At 71.3% G+C, this 20,016-nt stretch carries 15 protein-coding genes; 9 read left to right on the forward strand and 6 right to left on the reverse strand.

Annotated elements, in window-relative coordinates; genetic code table 11:
- Positions 1-332 precede the first annotated feature (332 nt).
- Together ACLQ26_RS05735 and ACLQ26_RS05740 are read left to right on the forward strand one after the other, a co-directional pair.
- Complete coding sequence (locus ACLQ26_RS05735; protein WP_425743416.1) at positions 333-2,330, forward strand: heparinase II/III domain-containing protein; 1,998 nt, start codon at positions 333-335, stop codon at positions 2,328-2,330.
- Complete coding sequence (locus ACLQ26_RS05740) at positions 2,327-3,511, forward strand: glycosyltransferase family 4 protein (RefSeq protein ID WP_425743417.1); 1,185 nt, start codon at positions 2,327-2,329, stop codon at positions 3,509-3,511. Before ACLQ26_RS05735 ends, ACLQ26_RS05740 begins: the two co-directional genes overlap by 4 nt.
- A 30-nt stretch (positions 3,512-3,541) precedes the next feature.
- Here the strand turns inward: ACLQ26_RS05740 and ACLQ26_RS05745 are convergent, their stop codons facing one another.
- The gene (locus ACLQ26_RS05745) at positions 3,542-5,713 is read right to left on the reverse strand and encodes a Gfo/Idh/MocA family oxidoreductase (protein WP_425743418.1); all 2,172 of its coding nucleotides are present in this window, start codon (positions 5,711-5,713) and stop codon (positions 3,542-3,544) included.
- A gap of 124 nt (positions 5,714-5,837) precedes the next feature.
- Here ACLQ26_RS05745 and wecB point away from each other — a divergent pair, with 124 nt between their 5' ends.
- From wecB to ACLQ26_RS05760, 3 genes are all read left to right on the forward strand, one after another.
- Entirely contained in the window at positions 5,838-6,920 is a 1,083-nt protein-coding gene (wecB, locus tag ACLQ26_RS05750; protein ID WP_425743419.1) for a non-hydrolyzing UDP-N-acetylglucosamine 2-epimerase, read from the forward strand.
- 133 nt (positions 6,921-7,053) lie between these two features.
- Positions 7,054-10,155: a M14 family zinc carboxypeptidase gene (locus ACLQ26_RS05755; protein ID WP_425743420.1), complete on the forward strand. Its 3,102-nt coding sequence runs from the start codon at positions 7,054-7,056 to the stop codon at positions 10,153-10,155.
- A gap of 104 nt (positions 10,156-10,259) precedes the next feature.
- The gene (locus ACLQ26_RS05760) at positions 10,260-11,171 is read left to right on the forward strand and encodes an NAD(+)/NADH kinase (protein ID WP_425743421.1); all 912 of its coding nucleotides are present in this window, start codon (positions 10,260-10,262) and stop codon (positions 11,169-11,171) included.
- A gap of 127 nt (positions 11,172-11,298) precedes the next feature.
- Here ACLQ26_RS05760 and pgm read toward each other — a convergent pair whose 3' ends face one another.
- Both pgm and glgC read right to left on the reverse strand, forming a co-directional pair.
- Complete coding sequence (pgm, locus tag ACLQ26_RS05765) at positions 11,299-12,942, reverse strand: phosphoglucomutase (alpha-D-glucose-1,6-bisphosphate-dependent) (RefSeq protein WP_425743422.1); 1,644 nt, start codon at positions 12,940-12,942, stop codon at positions 11,299-11,301.
- Between the two features lie 29 nt (positions 12,943-12,971).
- The gene (glgC, locus tag ACLQ26_RS05770; RefSeq protein ID WP_363690138.1) at positions 12,972-14,204 is read right to left on the reverse strand and encodes a glucose-1-phosphate adenylyltransferase; all 1,233 of its coding nucleotides are present in this window, start codon (positions 14,202-14,204) and stop codon (positions 12,972-12,974) included.
- Between the two features lie 72 nt (positions 14,205-14,276).
- Here glgC and glgA point away from each other — a divergent pair, with 72 nt between their 5' ends.
- The 3 genes from glgA (at position 14,277) to ACLQ26_RS05785 (ending at position 17,439) form a co-directional block, all read left to right on the forward strand.
- Positions 14,277-15,482, forward strand: coding sequence for a glycogen synthase (gene glgA, locus ACLQ26_RS05775; protein ID WP_425743423.1), 1,206 nt, complete (start codon positions 14,277-14,279; stop codon positions 15,480-15,482).
- Positions 15,483-15,496: 14 nt separating this feature from the next.
- A complete protein-coding gene (locus ACLQ26_RS05780) occupies positions 15,497-15,961 on the forward strand; it encodes a hypothetical protein (RefSeq protein ID WP_425743424.1) in 465 nt (154 codons plus the stop codon).
- Positions 15,962-16,188: 227 nt separating this feature from the next.
- Positions 16,189-17,439 (forward strand): DUF222 domain-containing protein, encoded by a 1,251-nt coding sequence (locus ACLQ26_RS05785; RefSeq protein ID WP_425743425.1) that lies wholly within the window; start codon positions 16,189-16,191, stop codon positions 17,437-17,439.
- 42 nt (positions 17,440-17,481) lie between these two features.
- Here the strand turns inward: ACLQ26_RS05785 and ACLQ26_RS05790 are convergent, their stop codons facing one another.
- Together ACLQ26_RS05790 and ACLQ26_RS05795 are read right to left on the reverse strand one after the other, a co-directional pair.
- Positions 17,482-18,315: an ergot alkaloid biosynthesis protein gene (locus ACLQ26_RS05790; protein WP_425743426.1), complete on the reverse strand. Its 834-nt coding sequence runs from the start codon at positions 18,313-18,315 to the stop codon at positions 17,482-17,484.
- Positions 18,312-18,728: a nuclear transport factor 2 family protein gene (locus ACLQ26_RS05795; RefSeq protein ID WP_425743427.1), complete on the reverse strand. Its 417-nt coding sequence runs from the start codon at positions 18,726-18,728 to the stop codon at positions 18,312-18,314. The genes ACLQ26_RS05790 and ACLQ26_RS05795 overlap by 4 nt, the downstream gene beginning before the upstream one ends.
- A 101-nt stretch (positions 18,729-18,829) precedes the next feature.
- Here ACLQ26_RS05795 and ACLQ26_RS05800 point away from each other — a divergent pair, with 101 nt between their 5' ends.
- Positions 18,830-19,387, forward strand: a complete 558-nt coding sequence (locus ACLQ26_RS05800; protein ID WP_425743428.1) for a TetR/AcrR family transcriptional regulator — start codon at positions 18,830-18,832, stop codon at positions 19,385-19,387.
- A gap of 50 nt (positions 19,388-19,437) precedes the next feature.
- On the opposite strand, the gene ACLQ26_RS05805 is transcribed toward ACLQ26_RS05800, so the two are convergent.
- Positions 19,438-19,686, reverse strand: a complete 249-nt coding sequence (locus ACLQ26_RS05805) for a hypothetical protein (protein WP_425743429.1) — start codon at positions 19,684-19,686, stop codon at positions 19,438-19,440.
- Positions 19,687-20,016: the final 330 nt, after the last annotated feature.

Consider the following 20,016-nt stretch of genomic DNA (forward strand, 5'->3'; position numbering starts at 1 on the left):
GGCGAGTGGGATCCGAGCCCCGTCCGGGTTTGCGATGTCACGACCACTCCTTCTCGTCACTGATGCGGCACCGGCGACGTTGGACACACGACAGGCACCCCGCGCCGCAACGGTTCCCGCGCGACCCGAGATCGTGGACGATGTCCGATTTATACCGCTATTGCAGCTTCCCCGACACGCCAGCACGATCGGGAGTAAATGCGCGAATTGCCACCAAAGCCCTGATACCGTCGTTCTCCCACTGCTGCGAGCTGCCCACGCTCAGCATCGCGAGCGGTCCGCGCTCACTCCGACTGTGACCGCCTCCGTCGTCCTGCCCCGAGGGGAAGCTGATGGCCAGACCCGATCTCCGTGCGGTCGCCGTGGACCTGCGCGCCCTTGGCCTGTCGGCGCCGCTGCGCGCGGCGTACGAGGCGTCCAAGCGCAGCGGATTCCACGCCGTCCTGTTCCAGGGTCGGGCCCCCCGGCACCGTCCGGCCACCCTGGTGCCGCTGGGCAGCACGACGCCGCTCAGCGACGAGGCAGGGCAACGCTGCCTCGATGACGCCGCCCGCGTCCTGAGCGACGGGCTTCGGGTCTTCGGCGCCCGGGTGGCGACAGGCGTGTCGACGCCGTGGAGCACCGACCCGCTGAGCGGGCGGCAGTGGCCGGTGGACGTGCCGTGGTGGCGCGTGGACATCCGCTCCGGGGCACGCCTGTCCGACGTGAAGCACACCTGGGAGGCGGGCCGCCACCGCGACCTGGTCGTCCTGGCCCGCGCGGCGCGCCTCGACCCGGCCGGCCCCTGGCACGACGGCCTCGGCGGCCTGCTGCGTGCCTGGTGCGAGCAGTCGCCACCCGAGCGGGGCGTGAACTGGTACTCCAGCCTCGAACTGGCGCTGCGCGCGGTCGCCTGGAACCAGATCCTGGCTCTGGCCGGCGAGCGGCTGCCCCGCGACGTGGTGGCCGCCATGGAACGGCACCTGCTGGCCAGCGCACGGCACCTGCTGGTCGAACTGCCGTACACGGTGAGCAGCATGCGCAACAACCACATGCTCGGTGACGCGCTCGGGTTGATCCTGCTGTCGCGCATGTTCCCCACCGCTACGCGCGCCCGCTGGTGGGCGCGTACCGGCGAGCGGATGTTCGCCACGCAGCAGCGCCGGCACTTCGGGCCGGACGGCGGCATGATCGAGGATTCCCTGTCGTACCACCGCTTCGTTCTGGAAATGCTCGTCGTGCGACTGCTGCTCGGCGGCGCGCCGGCCGGCGTGCGCCACGACCTGCGCGCGGCAAGCCTGCACCTCGCCCGACTCGGCGTGTTCGACGGGGAGGTCCCACAGTACGGCGACTGGGACGAGGGGCGCGTGCTCGCGTCCTCCGGCGACCCGCTCGACGTGGCCGGCTCGGCCGCGCTCGGTCTGGCGCTGAGCGGCGAGCGGCTGCCGGCGCGGTGGTTCGCCGACTTCGACGAACTCGCCTGGTACGCGCCCGCGAGCGCCCGGGATGAGGCCCTGGCGGTGTACCCGCCGGCCCGGCGCCGCGCCACGACCTCGGGAGGCATCGCGCTGATCGAGCGGGGGCCGTGGCGGGTGTGGTTCAAGGTGGACGGCGGCCCGTCACACGGCCACGCCGACCTGACCTCGGTCTGGGTCACCCACAACGGCCGCTGGCTGATCGCCGACCCGGGCACGGGCACCTACAACGGCCCGTTGGAGGTCCGCAACGGGCTGCGCACCTCCGCCGCCCACCCGGTGCGCCGCCCGGACGGGCAGGACCAGCTGATCCCGCACCGCGCGTTCCGCTGGCTCGCCACCGCTCGTGGTCACCTGGGACAGCCACTCGTCCGGCCGAATCGCACCATCCTGTTCGGGTGGCACGACGCGTACGCGCGCGGCGAGCACCCGGTGCGCGTCGGCCGCGCCGTGGTGGTGGCCGACGCGTACGTGGCCGTCGTCGAGTTCGCCGATCCTCCGCAGGCGGCCGGCACCTGGTCGCTCACGATCCCCCTGCACCCCGACGTCGCGGTGGAGAACGACACGCTCGTCACCGGCGACACCAAGCTCGACCTGTTCGGTTTGGACGGGTACGAGGCGGTGCGCGGACGGTCGACGCCGTTCGCGGGTTGGCACAGCCGGACGTACGGGCGCTGGGAGCCGGCGACCTGGCTCACGACCGAGACCCCTGCCGACACCGTCGCCTGGGGACTGGGCACCGTGCCCGGACCACGGCCCGACGCGACAACCCTCGACGGTCTCCGCTACGAGGTGGTCTGGAGTGACGTCGGCGCCACCCTGACCGTCACCCACCTCGCCTCCGGGGACGTCCAGCACGTGGGAGCACCGCGATGACACGACGCAGGGTCCTGGTCCTCAACCACTTCGCCGTGCCTCCGGGCCATCCGGGCGGCACCCGGCACGTCGAGCTGTTCGGCCGCCTGCCGGGCTGGTCGCACGTGATCATCGCGAGCCGCCGCAACATGATCACCGGCCGGCCGCAGCGCCCGGAGCCGGGGTTCCACCCGGTCGCCGTGACGCCGTACCGGGGCAACGGCCTTGGCCGGGTGCTCAACTGGGCCAGCTACGGGGTGACGGCCACAGTCGCCGGCCTGCGCCAGCCCCGACCCGACGTGGTCTACGCGTCGTCGCCACACCTGCTGGCCGGTCTGTCGGGCTGCGTCGTGGCGGCCCTGCGGCGTACGCCGTTCGTCCTGGAGGTCCGGGACCTGTGGCCCCGGGTGCTCGTCGAGATGGGAACGCTGTCGGAGACGTCGACGGCGTACCGGGCGCTGGAACGCCTGGAGCGTTTCCTGTACCGACGCGCCGATCGGGTGGTGATCCTGGCGGCGGGCGTGCGACAGGCGATCGAGAGCAAGGGCGTACCGCCCGAGCGGATCGTATTCATTCCCAATGCGGCCGACCCGGACGACTTCGTCCCCAGTGGTGACCGCGACGAGCTGCGGCGACGGTACGGGTTCACCCGCCGGACGGCCGTCTACGCGGGCGCGCACGGCCCGGCCAACGGGCTGGACCTGCTCCTGACCGCCGCTCGGGCGGTGCCGGAGATCGACGTCGTGCTCGTGGGGTCGGGCGTCGAGAAGGCACGGCTGCGGGCGGCGGCGCGCGACATCCCCACCGTGCGGTTCCTCGACCCGGTACCGAAGACCGAGATCCCCGATCTCCTGCACGCGGCCGACGTCGGCGTGCACGTGCTCGCGGACGTCGAACTGTTCCGCGCCGGGGTCAGCCCCAACAAGGTGTTCGACTACATGGCGGCCGGCCTGCCGATCGTCACCAACAGCCCGGGAATCGTCGGCGACCTCGTGCTGGGCGCGGACGCCGGGTCGGTGACCCCGCCGGGGCACCTCGCCCACGGCCTCGCCCAGATGGTGCAGGCGAGCCCGGACGAGTTGGCGAAGATGGGCGCGGCCGGCCAACGGTGGATAAGGGACAACCAGTCGCGGACGGCGATGTCGGGTGCCCTCGGTCGCCTGCTCGCCACGCTCGTCGACCACAACGACGTGGCGCGCTGACCCGCCCGGGTCAGCGCCGGCCGCGCCGCGTCACGAGGTGATCCCGGCGCTCACGCCGCTCTCCGCGTCGAGCTGCGTCGGAAGCCGCGCCGAGGGCTCCTGGACGATGCCGGCCAGCGCGGCGATCGCGGACAGCGCCGCCTCCGTCGTACCGATGGACGCCTCGAACCCGCGCTGGTGCGGCGCGTTCCCGGCGATCACCGCGCGCACGTGGGCGAGCTGCTCCTGGTGTCCCTTGCCGCCGGGCGCCCGCTTGACCTCCCGGCCGTCGACCTCCAGGCGTCGGAAGTCGTCGATCAGCACGGTGTGGCCACGGCCGAGGATCTCCAGTCGTTCCTTCGGCGTGCGCCGGTGCCCCGTCGTGGAGTACGTGATCGTCGCCGTGGAGCCGTCGGGGTATCCGAGCAGGACGCTCACGTCCTCCTCCAGGCCCGGCTCGCCGCGCCCGCTGCCGTACGCGTGCACGACCCGGGGTTGCTCGCCGACAAGCCACGACGCGAGGTCCACGAAGTGGCACACCTCGCCGCGGACGCGACCGCCCTGGCGGCGGTCGTGGTACCAGTGCGCGGCGGGCAACTGCCCGGCGTTGACCCGGTAGGCCACGCTGATCGGCCCGGACCCGGCGCTCAGGACCTTCCGGGTGTACGCCACCATCGGCGCGTGCCGCCTGTTGAACCCGACGAACAGGTGGCCCGGGTTGCGGTCGTACGCGGCCAGCACCCCGTCGAGCTCGTCCCGCGTCAGCGCGAGCGGCTTCTCCACGAAGACGTGCTTGCCGGCGTCGAGCGCCCGCACCGCCAACTCGGCGTGGGAATCGTGGCGGCTGAGGACGAACACCACGTCCACGTCGTCGCGGACGAGCAGGTCCTCGACCGTCGGCGCCACGACGGCGATGCCGTTGCGCTCTGCGGCGTGACGCGCCGACAAGCCCTTGGCTGACGTGATGGCGACGAGATCGTCGCCCCAGCCGGCCGCCTTGAGCGCGGGCAGGAAGGTCGCCTTGGCGTACGTGCCGGCCCCGATCAGCCCCGCCCGGGGTGACGCGGACCGCCGGCGTGGCCGGATCGTGGCCGGGCGGGCGGCCGGCTGCGCGGGCGCCGAGTAGGTGAGCTGCACCGCGAGCGAGCGCGGGTCCGACGCCAGCACCTCGTACGCCGATGTCGCGTGCTCCACGTCGAAGACGTGGGTCACCATGTCGTCGACCGCGACCCGGCCACTGGCCACCAGGTCGAGGTAGGTCTCCACGTTGCGTCGCGCCGTCCAGCGCACGTGGCCGATCGGATAGTCGACGCCCCACTCCTCGTACGCGCGGTCGTAGCGGCCGGGGCCGTAGCTGCGGGCGAAGCGCAGATCCAGCTCGCGCTCGTAGAAGCGCCTCCGGTCGAGGTCCAGGCCGACGTCACCGACCACGACCAGCCGGGCCCGGTCGCGGGCGATCTCCGCACTGCGGGCGACCGGCTCCGACGAGGCGGTCGCCGCCGTGATCAGGACCGCGTCGACGCCTCGACCACGGGTGGCCTCCATGACCTGCTCGGTGGTCGCCGCACCGGCCTCGACCAGCCCGAGCGCGCCCGCGCCGCCCGCCAGCTCTGCGGTCCACGCGCGCAGGTCGATGCCGACGACTGTGAGCCCGGAGGCGAGTGCCAGTCGTACCGTCAGTTGCCCGACCAGGCCGAGGCCGACGACCGCTACCGAGCCGCCCACGCTCACGTCGGCCTGCCGCAGCCCCTGCAACGCGATCGCCGCCACCGCGCCGAAGGCGGCTGCCTGGTCCGACACCGCGTCCGGGACGGGCACGGCGAGCAGGCCCGGCACCGCCTGGTACTCGGCGTGCCCCGCCGACGCCGTGGCCACCCGCATCCCGGGGCGCAATCCGTCGGTCGCCGCGCCGGCGGTGACAACGACGCCTGCCGCGCTGTACCCCAGCGGCATGTCCTCGTCGAGCCGGCTGCGCACCGCGGCGAGCGTCGAACGGACTCCCCCGGTACGCGCCCGGTTGACGACCTGGCGGACGAGATCCGGCCGGGCGCGGGCCTTGCGCAGCAGGCTCGCCGAGGCCAACTCCCGCACGGCGCGCTCGGTGCCCGCGGAGAGCAGGGACCTGCGCGTGGCGACGAGCACCTCGGTGGCGCCGGGCTCCGGTTGCGGAACGTCCACGACTCGCAACTCGCCGCCGGACACGGATTGGACGATCTGCTTCACGCGGTCTGCCTGCCTTCGGGAATAAGAGTCAGTCGACACTGCACAGAGAGCAAAGGTATCAAATTGGATAACTTGTACCATTGGTACGACGCAGCTGATTCACGCCGAATTTACGAGGAGATCCATGCCAGCCGACGCCGTTCTGCACGTCGCGGGCGCACGCCCCAACTTCCCGAAGGCGGCGCCCGTGATTCGCGCGCTGGAACGGCACGGCGTGCGGCAGCGCCTGGTCCACACCGGACAGCACTACGACGACCGGATGTCCGAGGTCTTCTTCCGTCAGCTACGGCTCCCCGAGCCGGACCTCAACCTCGGGGTGGGCTCGGGCAGCCACGCGAGCCAGACCGCCGCGGTCATGACCGGCCTGGAAGAGCTGATGGTCGCCGACCGCCCGGCGCTCACAGTCGTGTACGGCGACGTCAACTCCGCGCTCGCCGCCGCCCTCGTCGCGGCGAAGCTGGGCATCCCCGTCGCCCACGTGGAGGCGGGCCTGCGCAGCTTCGACAGGTCCATGCCCGAGGAGATCAACCGGGTCGTCGTCGACCACGTGTCCGACCTGCTGTTCGCCACCAGCCCCGACGCCCTGGCGAACCTGGAGACCGAGGGCATCCCGGCGGAGAAGGTCCACCTGGTCGGCAATCCGATGATCGACACGCTGCTGGCCAACCTCGACCGCTTCGACGTCGCCGGCATCCGTGCCGCGCTCGCGCTCCCCGAGCGCTACGTCGTCGCCACGCTGCACCGGCCGGGCAACGTCGACGACGCTGCGGACGCCGTCGACCTGGTCAAGGCGATGCACGCCGTCGCCGACCACCTTCCCGTCGTCCTGCCGCTGCACCCGCGCGGCAGACGTCACCTCGAGAACGCCGGCCTGCTCTCGCATCGCGCGATGCGGGTCATCGAGCCGCTGGGATACCTCGAGTTCGTCAGCCTGGTCCGGGGAGCGGCGGTCGTCGTCACCGACTCCGGAGGTGTACAGGAGGAGACGACGATGCTCGGTGTGCCCTGCCTGACGTTGCGGCCCAACACGGAACGCCCGATCACGATCACCCACGGCACCAACCGCCTCGTCACCCGCTCGACGCTCGCCGAGGCGGTGGCGAACACCCTCGCGACGGGTCGGCTCGCCGTACGGGCCACACCTCCGCTGTGGGACGGCGCGGCCGGGGAACGGATCGCGCGGATCATCGCGGCGGCCCTGCGGTAGCCGACCCCGCCGAGTGGTCACGTGCGGCACCGGAACCGACACGGTGGGCAACCTCCCGACCCATCGACCTATTGACATCAACCAAGCCAGACCGAAGGCTCGCGCCTACAGGTCCTTCACCCAAGGAGGCGCGATGAGACCGAGACGACTGGCGATCGCCGGCGTGGTCACCCTGCTCGGCGCCCTGGCGCTCGCCCCACCGGCGAGCGCGCGGCCACCGTCGGATCCGGATGCCCGCGAGGGCCTGGAGGTGTACGTCGGCACGGTCGACGCGAAGCAGCGTGACCTGCTGCGTGAGGCCGGGGTTGACCTCGGTCACGACGCCACGGCGGACTCCACCGGCCGCACCACCGTCGAGACGGTCCTCACGCCCCGGCAGGCGAGGCGGCTGACCGACAGGGGCGTTCCGATCAAGGTGAAGAAGGTCCGCGGCAAGGACGCGTCGCAGGCGCTGCGGGAGCAGGCCGCGGCGGGCTGGTCGGCGTTCCGCCCGTACAGCGAGCCGGGTGGCCTGCGCGACGAGATCAGCGCCACGGCAGCGCGGTTCCCGAAGCTGACCAAGCTGGAGACGATCGGCAGGACCCGGCAGGGCAAGCCGATCCTCGCGGTCAAGGTGACCAGGGACGCGCGGAAGGTCCGCGACGGCCAACGGCCCGCGGTGCTCTACGCCGGCGCCCAGCACGCCCGAGAGTGGATCACGCCGGAGATGACCCGCCGGCTGATGCACCACGTGCTCGACAGCTACGGCACGGACCGGGAGATCACCCGACTGCTCGACACGACCGAGCTGTGGTTCCTGCCGGTGGCCAACCCGGACGGCTACGACCACACCTTCACCCCCGGCAACCGGTTGTGGCGCAAGAACCTGCGCGACAACGACGGCGACGGCCAGATCGGCTCCGGCGACGGCGTCGACCTCAACCGCAACTTCAGCTACAAGTGGGGCTACGACAACGAGGGCTCCTCGCCCGACGCGAACAGCGAGACCTACCGGGGCCCCGGGCCGGCCTCGGAGCCGGAGACCAGGGCGCTGGACGGGCTGCTGCGCCGGGTCGGCTTCGAGTTCTTCGTCAACTACCACTCGGCGGCCCAACTGCTGCTCTACGGCGTGGGCTGGCAGGTGAGCACGCCGACACCCGACGATGTGATCTACCAGGCGATGGTCGGTGACGACGCCCACCCGGCCGTGCCCGGCTACGACCCGGACATCTCCGCCGAGCTCTACACCACCAACGGCGACACCGACAGCCACGCCACCGTCCGCTACGGCACGTTGGGCTTCACCCCGGAGATGTCGACCTGCGAGTCTGCCGCGGCCGTCGACCCGGACGACAAGTGGCGTCCGGAGGACTGCGTCAGCGAATTCATCTTCCCCGACGACGAGACGCTCATCGCCGGCGAGGTCGGCAAGAACCTGCCCTTCGCGCTGGCCGTCGCCAGGTCCGCGGCCGACCCGGACGACCCGGTGTCGGTGGTGGGCCGCAGCACCCCGGACTTCGTGGTGGACGCCTTCGACACCTCGTACGGGCGCACCCAGCAGGTCGCCTCGATCACCCGCCGGGCCTTGCGGAACGTACGGATGCACTACGTCGTCAACGGCGGCCGGCCGAAGACCGTCGGGGTCCGCGAGTGGCGCGGCGGCGAGCGGTACGGCGACACCAACGACGACTACTACGCCGAACTGCGCGGCACGGTCACCGGCACGAAGCCCGGCGACCGGGTGGAGGTCTGGTTCACGGGTGCCGAGCAGCGCGCCAAGGTGGTGGCAAGCGAACACTTCACCTACCGGGTGCACACCGACATCGGGGGTGACGTGCTGGTCCTCGCCATGGAGGACGTCACCGGACTGAGCCCGGCGCAGACCGGCGCGACCGCGAAGTACGCCGACGAGGTCGGTGCGTCACTGACCGCCGCCGGACGCAGCAGCGACGTGTACGACTTCGACGCCATGCGACGCACGGCGCCGCACCCGCTCGGCGTGCTGTCGCACTACAAGACGGTGGTCTGGGAGACCGGCGACGACGTCATCCTGCGCTCCCCCGGCCAGGTCGCCGGCACCGCGGCCAAGGCGGCGCTGGACACCGAACTGGCCGTGCGGGACTACCTCAACGAGGGCGGCAAGCTGCTTGTCAGCGGCCAGTACGCCCTCTACGCCCAGGGTGCCAACGGTTCGTACGTGTACCACCCGGACGCGCCGCCGGAGTGCGCCGACGGCGAGGATCCCGCCTGCCTGCCGCTGCTCAACGACTTCCAGCAGTACTGGCTGGGCGCCCACACCTACGTCAGCGACGGCGGCACCGGCGCGGACGGCCCGTTCCCGGTCCGGGGCTCCGAGGAGGTGTTCGCCGGCTTCGACGGCACCCTGAACGCCGCCGGGTCGGCAGGCAACCAGGAGCACACGGCCTCGTTCCTGACCACGTCGAGCTTCCTGCCTGTCGATCAGTTCCCGCAGTTCGCCAGCTCCGCGCCTGTGGACTGGGTCCGTCCGGGCGCGGCGCCGTTCGACCCGCGCACCGGTGACTGGTACCTGTGGAGCGGGCAGGCCGACGAGTCGTTCAAGCGCCTCACCCGCACCGTGGACCTCTCCGCTGCCACGAGCGGTGAACTACGGTTCGCCGCCTCGTACGACATCGAGGCGGACTGGGACTTCCTGATCGTCGAGGCACACGAGGTGGGCAGCGACGACTGGACGACCCTGCCCGACGCCAACGGGCACACCGGTCGGGAGACCGGGGAGAGCTGCGAGTCGGGTTGGCAGACCCTGCACCCGTTCCTCGAGCACTACCAGGGCGCGGGCTGCTCGGCCACCGGCAGCACCGGCGAGTGGCACGCTGTCACCGGAGCGTCCGGAGGCTGGCAGGACTTCTCGATCGACCTGTCGGCGTACGCCGGCAAGCAGGTCGAGGTGTCGATCTCGTACGTCTCCGACTGGGGCACCCAGGGCCTGGGTGTCTTCCTGGACGACGCCCGGGTGCTCGTCGACGGCTCGACGGTCACCGAGACCTCGTTCGAGACCGAGGACCTGGGTGGTTGGACGGTGGCCGGGCCGCCCACGGGTTCCGCTGGTAACGCCACCGACTGGTCGCGCAGCCAGCAGGCGTTCGAGGAGGGGTCGGTGGTGGTCACCGCCGACACCGTGTACCTGGGCTTCGGGCTGGAGGGCCTGTCGCCGGCGGCACGCAACGACCTGGTCGCGCGCTCGCTGAGCCACCTGAGCGGCCGGCCGCACCGCTGACGGCACGGGAAGGTACGCCGGTCGGTCCGTGGCTGGCCGGCGTACCTTCCCCGGTACGCCGGACGCGTCCGACGCCTGTGTGGTGAGCTGTACGGGTGGCGGGGATGGGACTGGTGCTGCACCCCACCCGGGATGTCACCGAGGTGGTCGGGATCATCGAACGGTGGGCGACGCGCCACCACAAGTCGCTCTTCGTGCGCGCGGAGGACAAGCACCGCGTGCCGGCCAGCGTCGAGCCCGTGCCGGAGAAGGACGTGGCCGTCCGGGCCGACGCGTTGATCAGCATCGGCGGCGACGGCACGATGCTGGGCGCGCTGCGCTCGGCCGTCCTCGAACCGAAGCCGGTACTCGGCGTCCACCTGGGCCGGCTCGGTTTCCTCGTCGAGATCGAGCCACCGGCGCTGCCTGAGGCGCTGAGCCGGCTGCTGTCGAAGGACTTCACCATCGAGTCACACGCCTGCCTTGCCTGCGACGTGTGCGGCGACGACGTGGTGGCGTTCAACGACATCGCCCTGGTCCGGCGGCCCGGCTCGGGCTTCGTCACCGCCACCCTGGCCGTCGACGGCCAGCAGTACGGCTACTACCGCGCCGACGCCGTGGTGGTGAGCACGCCGATCGGTTCCACGGCGTACAGCTACGCCGCCGGCGGTCCGTTGATCTCCCCGGCGGCGGACGCGGTGGTCGTGACCCCGTCGGCGCCGATGGCCGGCATCTCCCGCTCGGTGGTGCTCTCCGGGGACGAGAAGATCCGGCTGGAGTTGGAGGCCAACTCGTCGGCTGTCGTGGTGGAGATGGACGGGCTGGTGTTCCGGGACGCGGCGGACGAGGGCGCGGTGGACATCAGCTACCGGCGCAACGCGGGCCTGGTGGTCCGCTTCGACCCGCTGCGCTACCAGGAACGCAACCAGCTGAAGATGAGCCTGCTCGACCTGCCCTTCCTCCCCGAACAGCTCAAGGCACTACTCCCCAAGGAACTCCAGAACCCCAACGAACAAGAAATCCCCCCACGCTGCTAACCCACCCACCCACCCCGTCGATCATGAAGTTATTGCCACCCGCATCGGCGTGTCGTGGCAATAACTTCATGATCAACGCGGGGGGATGGGGGGGGAAGGGTGGGGGTGGGACGGGCCGGGGGTGGGGTTAGGCCTGGGTCAGGGCTTCGTCTACCAGGGATTTGGCTTCTTGCTGGATCTGCTTGAGGTGGTCGGGGCCCTGGAAGGACTCGGCGTAGATCTTGTAGACGTCCTCCGTGCCCGAGGGCCTTGCGGCGAACCAGCCGGACTCCGTACTCACCTTGAGGCCGCCGATCGGGGCGTCGTTGCCGGGGGCGGTGGTCAGGGTCGCGGTGATCGGCTCGCCGGCCAGTTCGGTGGCGGTGACCTGGTCCGGGGAGAGCTTGGCGAGCACGGCCTTCTGCTCCCGGGTGGCCGGGGCGTCGATCCGGGCGTACGCGGGCGCGCCGAACCGCTCGGCCAGCTCCGCCCAGTGCTCGCTCGGGCTGCGCCCGGTGGTGGCCAGGATCTCGGAGGCGAGCAGGCAGAGCAGGATGCCGTCCTTGTCGGTGGTCCAGGTGGAGCCGTCGCGGCGCAGGAACGACGCCCCGGCGCTCTCCTCCCCGCCGAAGCCGACCGACCCGTCGAGCAGGCCGGGCACGAACCACTTGAAGCCGACAGGTACCTCCAGCAGCGGGCGGCCCAGGTCGGCGGCCACCCGGTCGATCATCGAGGAGGAGACCAGCGTCTTGCCCACGGCGGCGGCCGGACCCCAGTCGGCGCGGGTGCGGAACAGGTGCCCGATCGCCACCGCCAGGTAGTGGTTGGGGTTCAGCAGACCGGCGTCGGGGGTGACGATGCCGTGCCGGTCGGCGTCCGCGTCGTTGCCCGTGGAGATCTGGTAGTCGGCGCGGGCGGCGATCAGCGACGCCATCGCGTTCGGCGACGAGCAGTCCATCCGGATCTTGCCGTCGCCGTCGAGCGTCATGAACCGCCAGGTCGGGTCGACAGTCGGGTTGACCACCGTCAGGTCCAGCCGGTGCCGCTCGGCGATCTCCCCCCAGTACGCCACGCTGGCCCCACCCAGCGGGTCCGCGCCGATCCGGATGCCGGCGTCACGGATGGCGTCGATGTCGATCGCCGCCGGCAGGTCGTCGACGTAGTGCGCGAGGAAGTCGTACTCCCCTGTCGTGTCGGCGGCCCGGGCCCGCGCGTAGGTGATCCGGCGGACCTCCTTGAGCCCGGCGGCGAGGATCGTGTTGGCCCGGTCCTGGATCCACCGGGTGACGTCGGTGTCGGCGGGCCCGCCGTTTGTGGGGTTGTACTTGAAGCCACCGTCGTCGGGCGGGTTGTGCGACGGGGTGATGACGATGCCGTCGGCGAGCCCGCTGGTGCGGCCCCGGTTGTGGGTGAGGATCGCGTGCGACAGCGCCGGGGTGGGGGTGTAGCCGTCGCGGCTGTCGACAAGCACGGTGACCCCGTTGGCGGCGAGCACCTCCAGCGCGTCCACGGCTGCCGGCGCGGAGAGCGCGTGCGTGTCCCGGGCAAGGAACAGCGGGCCGTCGAGGCCCTGCTCCCGCCGGTAGTCGCAGAGCGCCTGGGTGACCGCGAGGATGTGGTCGGAGTTGAACGCGTTGCGCAGGCTGGAACCCCGGTGGCCGGAGGTGCCGAAGGAGACCTGCTGCGCCGGGTCCGCGGGGTCCGGATGCTCGGCGTAGTAGGCGGTCACCAGGCGCGGCACGTCGACCAGGTCGGCGGGCTCGGCGGGCTGGCCGGCACGGGGATGGGTCACGGGGGTCTACCTCCTTGATAGTGCGACGGTCACGGCTCGACCTTCTGGCCCTTGCCGATCACCACGATGCCGTTGTCGGAGACGGTGTAACGCTGCCGGTCCTTCTCCAGGTCGACGCCGATCTCGGTGCCCTCGGGGACGAACACGTTCTTGTCCAGGATGGCCCGGCGGACCACCGCGTGCCGGCCGATCTCGACACCCTCCATCAGCACCGAGCCCTCGACGTGCGCCCAGGAGTGCACCCGCACCTTCGGCGACACGATCGAGTTCTCCACGAGCGAGCCGGAGATCACCACACCCGGGGAGACCATCGAGCCGACCGCGCGGCCGACCCGCTCCCCCCACTGGTGGACGAACTTCGCCGGCGGCCACGGCGGCTGCTCCGTGTAGATCGGCCAGTCGAAGTTGTAGAGGTTGAAGACGGGGTGCACGTTGATCAGATCCATGTGCGCGTCGTAGAACGAGTCGAGCGTCCCCACGTCCCGCCAGTAGCCGCGGTCCCGGTCGGTGCTGCCCGGCACCTCGTTGTCGCGGAAGTCGTAGACGTTCGCCTCGCCCCGCTCGACGAGCATCGGGATGATGCTGCCGCCCATGTCGTGCTTGCTGGACTTGTCCGCCGCGTCACGCTCGACCGCCTCGCAGAGGGCGCGGGTGGTGAAGACGTAGTTGCCCATCGAGGCGTAGATCTCGTCGGGGGCGTCGGGCAGGCCGACCGCGTCGGTGGGCTTCTCGCGGAACGCGCGGATCTTGCGGCCGTCCTCGCCTACCTCGATGACACCGAACTGGTCGGCCATCGACAGCGGCTGGCGGATGCCGGCGACTGTCACCGCGGCGCCGGACGCGATGTGGTCCTCCACCATCTGCCGGGGGTCCATCCGGTAGATGTGGTCGGCGCCGAAGACGATCACGTAGTCGGGCTGCTCGTCGTTGATGAGGTTGAAGCTCTGGTAGATGGCGTCGGCCGAACCGGCGAACCACCACGGGCCCCGACGCTGCTGCGCGGGCACCGGTGTGACGTAGTTGCCGAGCAGCGTGGACATCCGCCAGGTCTTGGTGATGTGTCGGTCGAGGGAGTGGGACTTGTACTGGGTCAACACGACAATCTTGAGATAGCCGGCGTTGGCCAGGTTGGAGAGGACGAAGTCGACCATGCGGTACATCCCGCCGAACGGGACGGCCGGCTTGGCCCGGTCCGTGGTGAGTGGCATCAGGCGCTTGCCCTCCCCACCCGCCAGGACGATCGCGAGCACCTTGGCAGCCATGCCCCGACGCTATCCACCCGCGTCGGACTTCACCACTCGTACGGGGACTCTTCTGCACTAGGGTGCGGGGTCATGACGGAACCCACCCCGCTGCGCGTCGATCTGCTCACCCGCGAGTACCCGCCGGAGGTCTACGGAGGCGCGGGCGTGCACGTCGAGTACCTGGCCCGGGAGTTGCGCCACCTCACCGACGTCCGCGTGCACTGCTTCGGCCTGCCGCGCACCGAGCCGGGCGTCACGGCGTACACCGAACCGCCCGGCCTGACCGGCGCGAACGCCGCGCTGCGGACGATGGGTGTGGATCTGGAGATGGCCGCCGGCACCGCCGGCGCCGACGTGGTGCACAGCCACACGTGGTACGCGAACCTGGCCGGGCACACCGCGAAGCTGCTGCACGGGGTGCCGCACGTGCTGACCGCGCACAGCCTGGAGCCACTGCGGCCGTGGAAGGCCGAGCAGCTCGGCGGCGGTTACACGCTCTCCTCGTGGATCGAACGCACCGCGATGGAGGCCGCCGACGCGGTGATCGCGGTCAGTGGGGGCATGCGCAACGACGTGCTCACCGCGTACCCGCAGATCGACCCGGACCGGGTCCAGGTGGTCTACAACGGCATCGACACCGCGCAGTACGCGCCGGACTCCGGCACCGACGTGCTGGACCGGCTCGGCATCGACCCGGCGCTGCCCAGCGTGGTGTACGTGGGCAGGATCACTCGACAGAAGGGCCTGCCCTACCTGCTGCGGGCCGCCCGGGAGTTGCCGGCGGACACCCAACTCGTGCTGCTCGCCGGAGCGCCGGACACCCCGGAGATCGCCGCCGAGGTCCAGGAGCTGGTCGCCGAGCTGCGGGCCAACCGCTCCGGCGTGGTCTGGGTGGCCGAGATGCTGCCCAAGCCCGAGGTGATCCAGGTGCTCACCCACGCGACGGTCTTCGTCTGCCCCTCCGTGTACGAGCCGATGGGCATCGTGAACCTGGAGGCGATGGCCTGCGAGACGGCAGTCGTGGCGACCGCCACCGGAGGCATCCCCGAGGTCGTGGCGGACGGCGAGACCGGCCTGCTGGTCCCCATCGAGCAGGCCACCGACGGCTCGGGGACCCCGTTGCAGCCGGAGAAGTTCGTCGCCGACCTGGCCTCGGCGGTCAACACGCTGCTCGCCGACCCGGCGCGCACCGAACGGTTCGGCCTGGCCGGCCGCCGGCGCGCGGTCGAGCACTTCTCCTGGGACGCGGTCGCCCGCCAGACGCTCGAGGTCTACCGCTCGGTCGCCGCTCGCTGAGGGAGAAGAGCACGATGCGGTACGACGAACTCGAAGCGGCCGTCCTCCAGCTCATCGTCGCGGCCGGCGAGGACCAGCTGCGTACCTTCGGCCTCGACACCGTCACCCGGCTGGTCCGCGCGGACCTGCTCGACACGGCGGCGGACGACGAGCTGACCGAGGACGGGTGGGCGGCGCTGACCAGCGCGCGGGAGAACGTCCGGACGGCCGGCGCCGCCGAACTGCGCGCACTGCTGGTGCGGATCGACGAGGGAATCCGCGCGGACGACGACCTGGACCAGGGGCTCCTGATCGTCATCACCGCGCTGGAGCACTGGACCACCTACCTGGAGGAGAACCAGCGCGGGGAGCTGTACGAACTCGCCATCCGCTCCGTCGAGGAGGTCGATTTCGAGGTCTCGGCCGACCTCGACGACGTCCTCGCCACCGCGGAGATGGCCGCCGAGTACGCGCGGATCAAACACCTGCTCACCGCCTAGCTCTCAGATCCCCGTTCCCGGCGGCGACTTGAGCAGCGACGTCGCCCGTTACGGAGGGCGCTGGCCGCGATGCGGATGAGGTCGATGTTGACGCCGGCGGCATCTCCGCGGGTGCGATGGTCCGCCTGCCAGCGCCCCGGTGCAGCCGATGGTCGCCGCCGACCCGAGCCAGGCCGCCGTCACCACAGCGGCGAAAAAGTGTCGTACATCTGTTCTAGTCTCTAACGGTGAACGATGCGTTGGAGCAGGCCGAAGCCGGGGTGGCGGCCTGCTTCGACACGCCCGCCTGGGCTGCCAGCGACCATGACCTCGTGTCGGCGCTGGAGGCCACGCACCGCCTCGAGCAACGCCTGGCGGCGGTCAAGCTGACCCTCGTACGCGAGCTGGACGGGCGCGGCACCGCAACCGCCCAGGGTGCATCCTCGACAGCCGTCTGGCTGCGTGACCGGCTGCGCCTCGGCGTCGGCGTCGCCCGTCGTCTGGTCGAGCTGGCCGCGACCGTCGACACCGCACCGCCCGAGGTGCGCGACGCCCTTGCCGGCGGGGCGGTCGACGTGGAGCAGGTCCGTGTCATCGCCGAGACGGTCCAGACCGTCCACGGCACCGCCGGACCTGAAGCGACCGACAAGGCCGTCGGTGTCCTCGTCGACTGGGCCACGCAGTTCGACGCCACCCTCCTACGCAGGCTCGGCACCCGCATCCTCGACCACGTCGCCCCCGAGATCGCCGACGCCGCCGCCGAAGCCGCTCTACGAGCGGCCGAGTCGCGAGCCGCCCGGGACCGTCATCTCACCGTCAGCGAGCAACCCGATGGTCGGCTACGCCTCACCGGCATCCTCGACACCGAAGCCGCCGCCGTGCTGCGCGCCGCCATCGACCCGCTCACCACGCCCACCGGCCCGGACGACACGCGCAGCCCAGGGCAACGCCGCCACGACGCCCTCGCCGACGTGTGCCGACTCGCCCTTCGCACCGGCGAGCTACCCGAAAACGGCGGCGACCCCGCGCAGGTCGTCATCACCACCGGCTACGACGAGCTGACGCGGCAGTTGGGCAGCGGCGCGCTCGACACTGGTCTACAGGTCACCCCCGAGGCCGTACGCCGACTCGCCTGCGACGCCACCATCCTGCCCGCCGTGCTCGGCGGCGCTGGGCAGGTCCTCGACGTCGGCCGACAACGCCGCCTCATTACCGGCACACTGCGACGCGCCCTCGTTCTGCGCGACCGCGGCTGCGCCTTCCCCGGCTGCGACCGACCACCCCGCTGGTGCGACGGCCACCACATCCGGCACTGGGCCGACGGCGGCGACACCAGCCTGGCCAACGCCGTGCTGCTCTGCGGCCACCACCACCGACACCTGCACCACAGCGACTGGACCGTCCAACTCGGCGGCGACGGCCACCCTGAGTTCGTCCCGCCCGCCTGGCTCGACTTCGAGCAACTCCCCCGCCGCAACCACTACCACCGACGGAGATAGCCCACGAGGCGCTGAATGCCCGCCGCGCCTACAGAGCGTCAGTCAGGCACCCGGACGGTCGCCGCGCAGGCGGTCCCGGCAGAAGTCCCGGAACGATCGCGGCGAGCGACCGGTCACGTCCGCGACTGTCGACGTCGTCCGGTCCTCCGCGCCTGCTCCGATCGCCGTGTCCAGGCTCGCGAGGAAGCGGGCGAAGTCCGGCGGTATGCCGTTCGCGGTGTGGCGCTCGGCCAGTTCCGCCGCGTCGATCGCACGGTGCCGGACCGGCTGGCCACCGACCTCAGTGAGGACAGCGGCGACAGCGTCGTAGCTCAGCGCCTCTGGTCCCGTGATGACGTGGTCGGTGTTGTGCGGCGTCGGGTCCGTCAGAGCTCGTACCGCAACTTCGGCGATGTCGGCAGGATCGACGAAGCCGACCCGGGCGGAGCCGGTGGCGCTGACGATCTCGCCATGCTCGCGGGCGCTCACAGCGTGCGGCTGCGCACCCATGAAGTTCTCCATGAACCAGGACGGCCTCAGCACCGCCCATTCCGCGAACAGCTCGCCCAGCCGCGCGTGCACCAGGCCCAGTCCGTGGCCGGCGGGCGGGACGGCCGAGGAACTGAGCAGCACCACCCGGCGGACACTGCCGCTGCGTGCGCGCTCGAGGAAGGGCAACATGACCGGCGCCGGGTCCACCTCGCCGATCGGGGGGATGGCGTAGATCGCGTTCACGTCAGCCAGAGCGTCCGGGTGGGTGGCCGGGTCGCGCCAGTCGAAGCGGACCCCTCCGGCGAAGGGGCGTCGGCTGGCGATCCGGGTGGGGTGACCCCGCTCGGCAAGCTTGGCGGCGACGATGCGGCCGGTGGTTCCGGTGCCACCGATGACCAGAATCATGAGCGCACCAGGCCGCCACCGAGCAGCTCCTGTGCGGCGATCGGATCCCAGTAGTCGCGATAGTGCGCGAGCTGCCCGTCGCGAATGGTCAGGACGGCGATGTAGCGCAGCTCGTACGGCCGATTCGTGGCGACGACGAAACCGGAGGCGACGAACTCGACGACGATGACCTCCGGGTTCCTGGTCTCGTACACGGTTCGATCGTGGATCTCGCGGACGTCGAGCAGGGCCGGATAGTTGATCAGGTACTCGTGCAGCTCGACGCGTCCGGCTACTCGGCGCGGCTGGCCGGGTGGCGCGAACGGGAGTTCCAGCACCGCGTCCTCGGCGAACAGCGCGATGAACCCGGCCATGTCCTTGGCGAGCAGCAGCTCCATGCCGCGATGGAACACCGCAGTGGGGTCGTCCGACATGATCGTCCTTTCGTCGTCCGGGACGGTCGCGATAAGATTCGGACCGCCGGTCCGCTTCGACTATACGGACCGCTAGTCCGCTTGGCGAGAGGGGTGCCCCGGTGCGGGCCGATGCGCTACGCAACAGGGAGTCGGTGCTGGCCGCCGCCGGGCGTCTCTTCGACGCCGCAGCCGATCCCGATCAGGTGTCGATGGACGACATCGCCACCGCCGCAGGCGTCGGCAAGGGCACCCTGTTCCGGCGCTTCGGCGACCGCATCGGGCTCATCCGCGCCCTCTACGAGCAACGGGGACTGCGGTTGCAGGATGCGCTCGCGGTGTCACCCACCCGGCCTGCGGCCGAGCGGGCCGTCGACCTGCTGCTGGCCATGCTGCGCTTCAAGCTCGACAACCGGGTGCTCACGCTGGCGCTCGAGAGCGCAGGGAGCGGCAGTCCGTACCGCAATGAGGCGTACGACCACTGGCACGCCCTACTGGCCGGCCTCGTCGCGGAAGCACGCGGCCCGCAGGTGGCGGATTACCTGGCCCACGCCCTGCTCGCCGCCGTCCGCAGCGACCTGGTCGAGCACCTGCGCGACTGGCCCGAAGCGCGGTGGCACGAGGGACTGACCGCACTGGTCGGCTCCGTGCTCGGGGCCGACGGTCACCGCGCTGACTGACTCCCCCGGACCGGCACGCCGCTATCCCGCGCCGGGGCAGGTGACGGCCGTCAGGCGACGCCGAGGGTGGTGGCGAGCTGAACGATGCCGGCGGGCGCGTCGACGGACCGCCACACGACGGCGACCAGCTTTCGTACCGCCGGGCGGTCGTGCACCTCGCTGTAGGCGGCGCGTTCCGCGTCGAGGAGCGTCCGGCCAGCCCGGAGCATGTCGCCGGCCACCAGCCGCTCGTGTCGAACCGTGGCCGTGGTGACATCGCCAAGGGCAGCCTCGGCCACCACCCGGCCGGCCTCGACCACCGTCCGACCGAAACCCGCGTTACCCAAGCCCGCGTTACCCAAGCCCGCGCCATCGGTACCGCTACCGCCGCCGGCTCTGTCGCCGCCCCCATCGAATTCCCGAGCGATCTCCGTGGCGGGGCTGGATCGAGGTACACCGGGGCAAGGGGTCGTTCGTCGCGCCGGAACCGCCCGTCTGAGCGCGCTCGCCCCACCCACATCGGCGAAGATCCACACGACTTCCAGGAAATTGCTGCATCCGAGCCGCGTCGATACCGCCGTTTCGGCGAAAGCGTGTTGATCTAGGCGGTGGCGACCCGACGGCGACCCGGTGGCGACCCGACGGCGGCT

It is taken from the genome of Micromonospora sp. DT43 (assembly GCF_049841645.1).
In the GTDB taxonomy this organism is placed as follows: Bacteria; Actinomycetota; Actinomycetes; order Mycobacteriales; family Micromonosporaceae; genus Micromonospora.

Bases quoted from the DNA above. Each gene is read 5' to 3' on its own strand.
- ACLQ26_RS05740 (WP_425743417.1), top strand. From the start codon at position 2,327: ATGACACGACGCAGGGTCCTGGTCCTCAACCACTTCGCCGTGCCTCCG.
- wecB (WP_425743419.1), top strand. From the start codon at position 5,838: ATGCCAGCCGACGCCGTTCTGCACGTCGCGGGCGCACGCCCCAACTTC.
- ACLQ26_RS05790 (WP_425743426.1), bottom strand. From the start codon at position 18,315: ATGATTCTGGTCATCGGTGGCACCGGAACCACCGGCCGCATCGTCGCC.
- ACLQ26_RS05760 (WP_425743421.1), top strand. From the start codon at position 10,260: ATGGGACTGGTGCTGCACCCCACCCGGGATGTCACCGAGGTGGTCGGG.
- glgC (WP_363690138.1), bottom strand. From the start codon at position 14,204: ATGGCTGCCAAGGTGCTCGCGATCGTCCTGGCGGGTGGGGAGGGCAAG.
- ACLQ26_RS05735 (WP_425743416.1), top strand. From the start codon at position 333: ATGGCCAGACCCGATCTCCGTGCGGTCGCCGTGGACCTGCGCGCCCTT.
- ACLQ26_RS05795 (WP_425743427.1), bottom strand. From the start codon at position 18,728: ATGTCGGACGACCCCACTGCGGTGTTCCATCGCGGCATGGAGCTGCTG.
- ACLQ26_RS05780 (WP_425743424.1), top strand. From the start codon at position 15,497: ATGCGGTACGACGAACTCGAAGCGGCCGTCCTCCAGCTCATCGTCGCG.
- glgA (WP_425743423.1), top strand. From the start codon at position 14,277: ATGACGGAACCCACCCCGCTGCGCGTCGATCTGCTCACCCGCGAGTAC.
- ACLQ26_RS05755 (WP_425743420.1), top strand. From the start codon at position 7,054: ATGAGACCGAGACGACTGGCGATCGCCGGCGTGGTCACCCTGCTCGGC.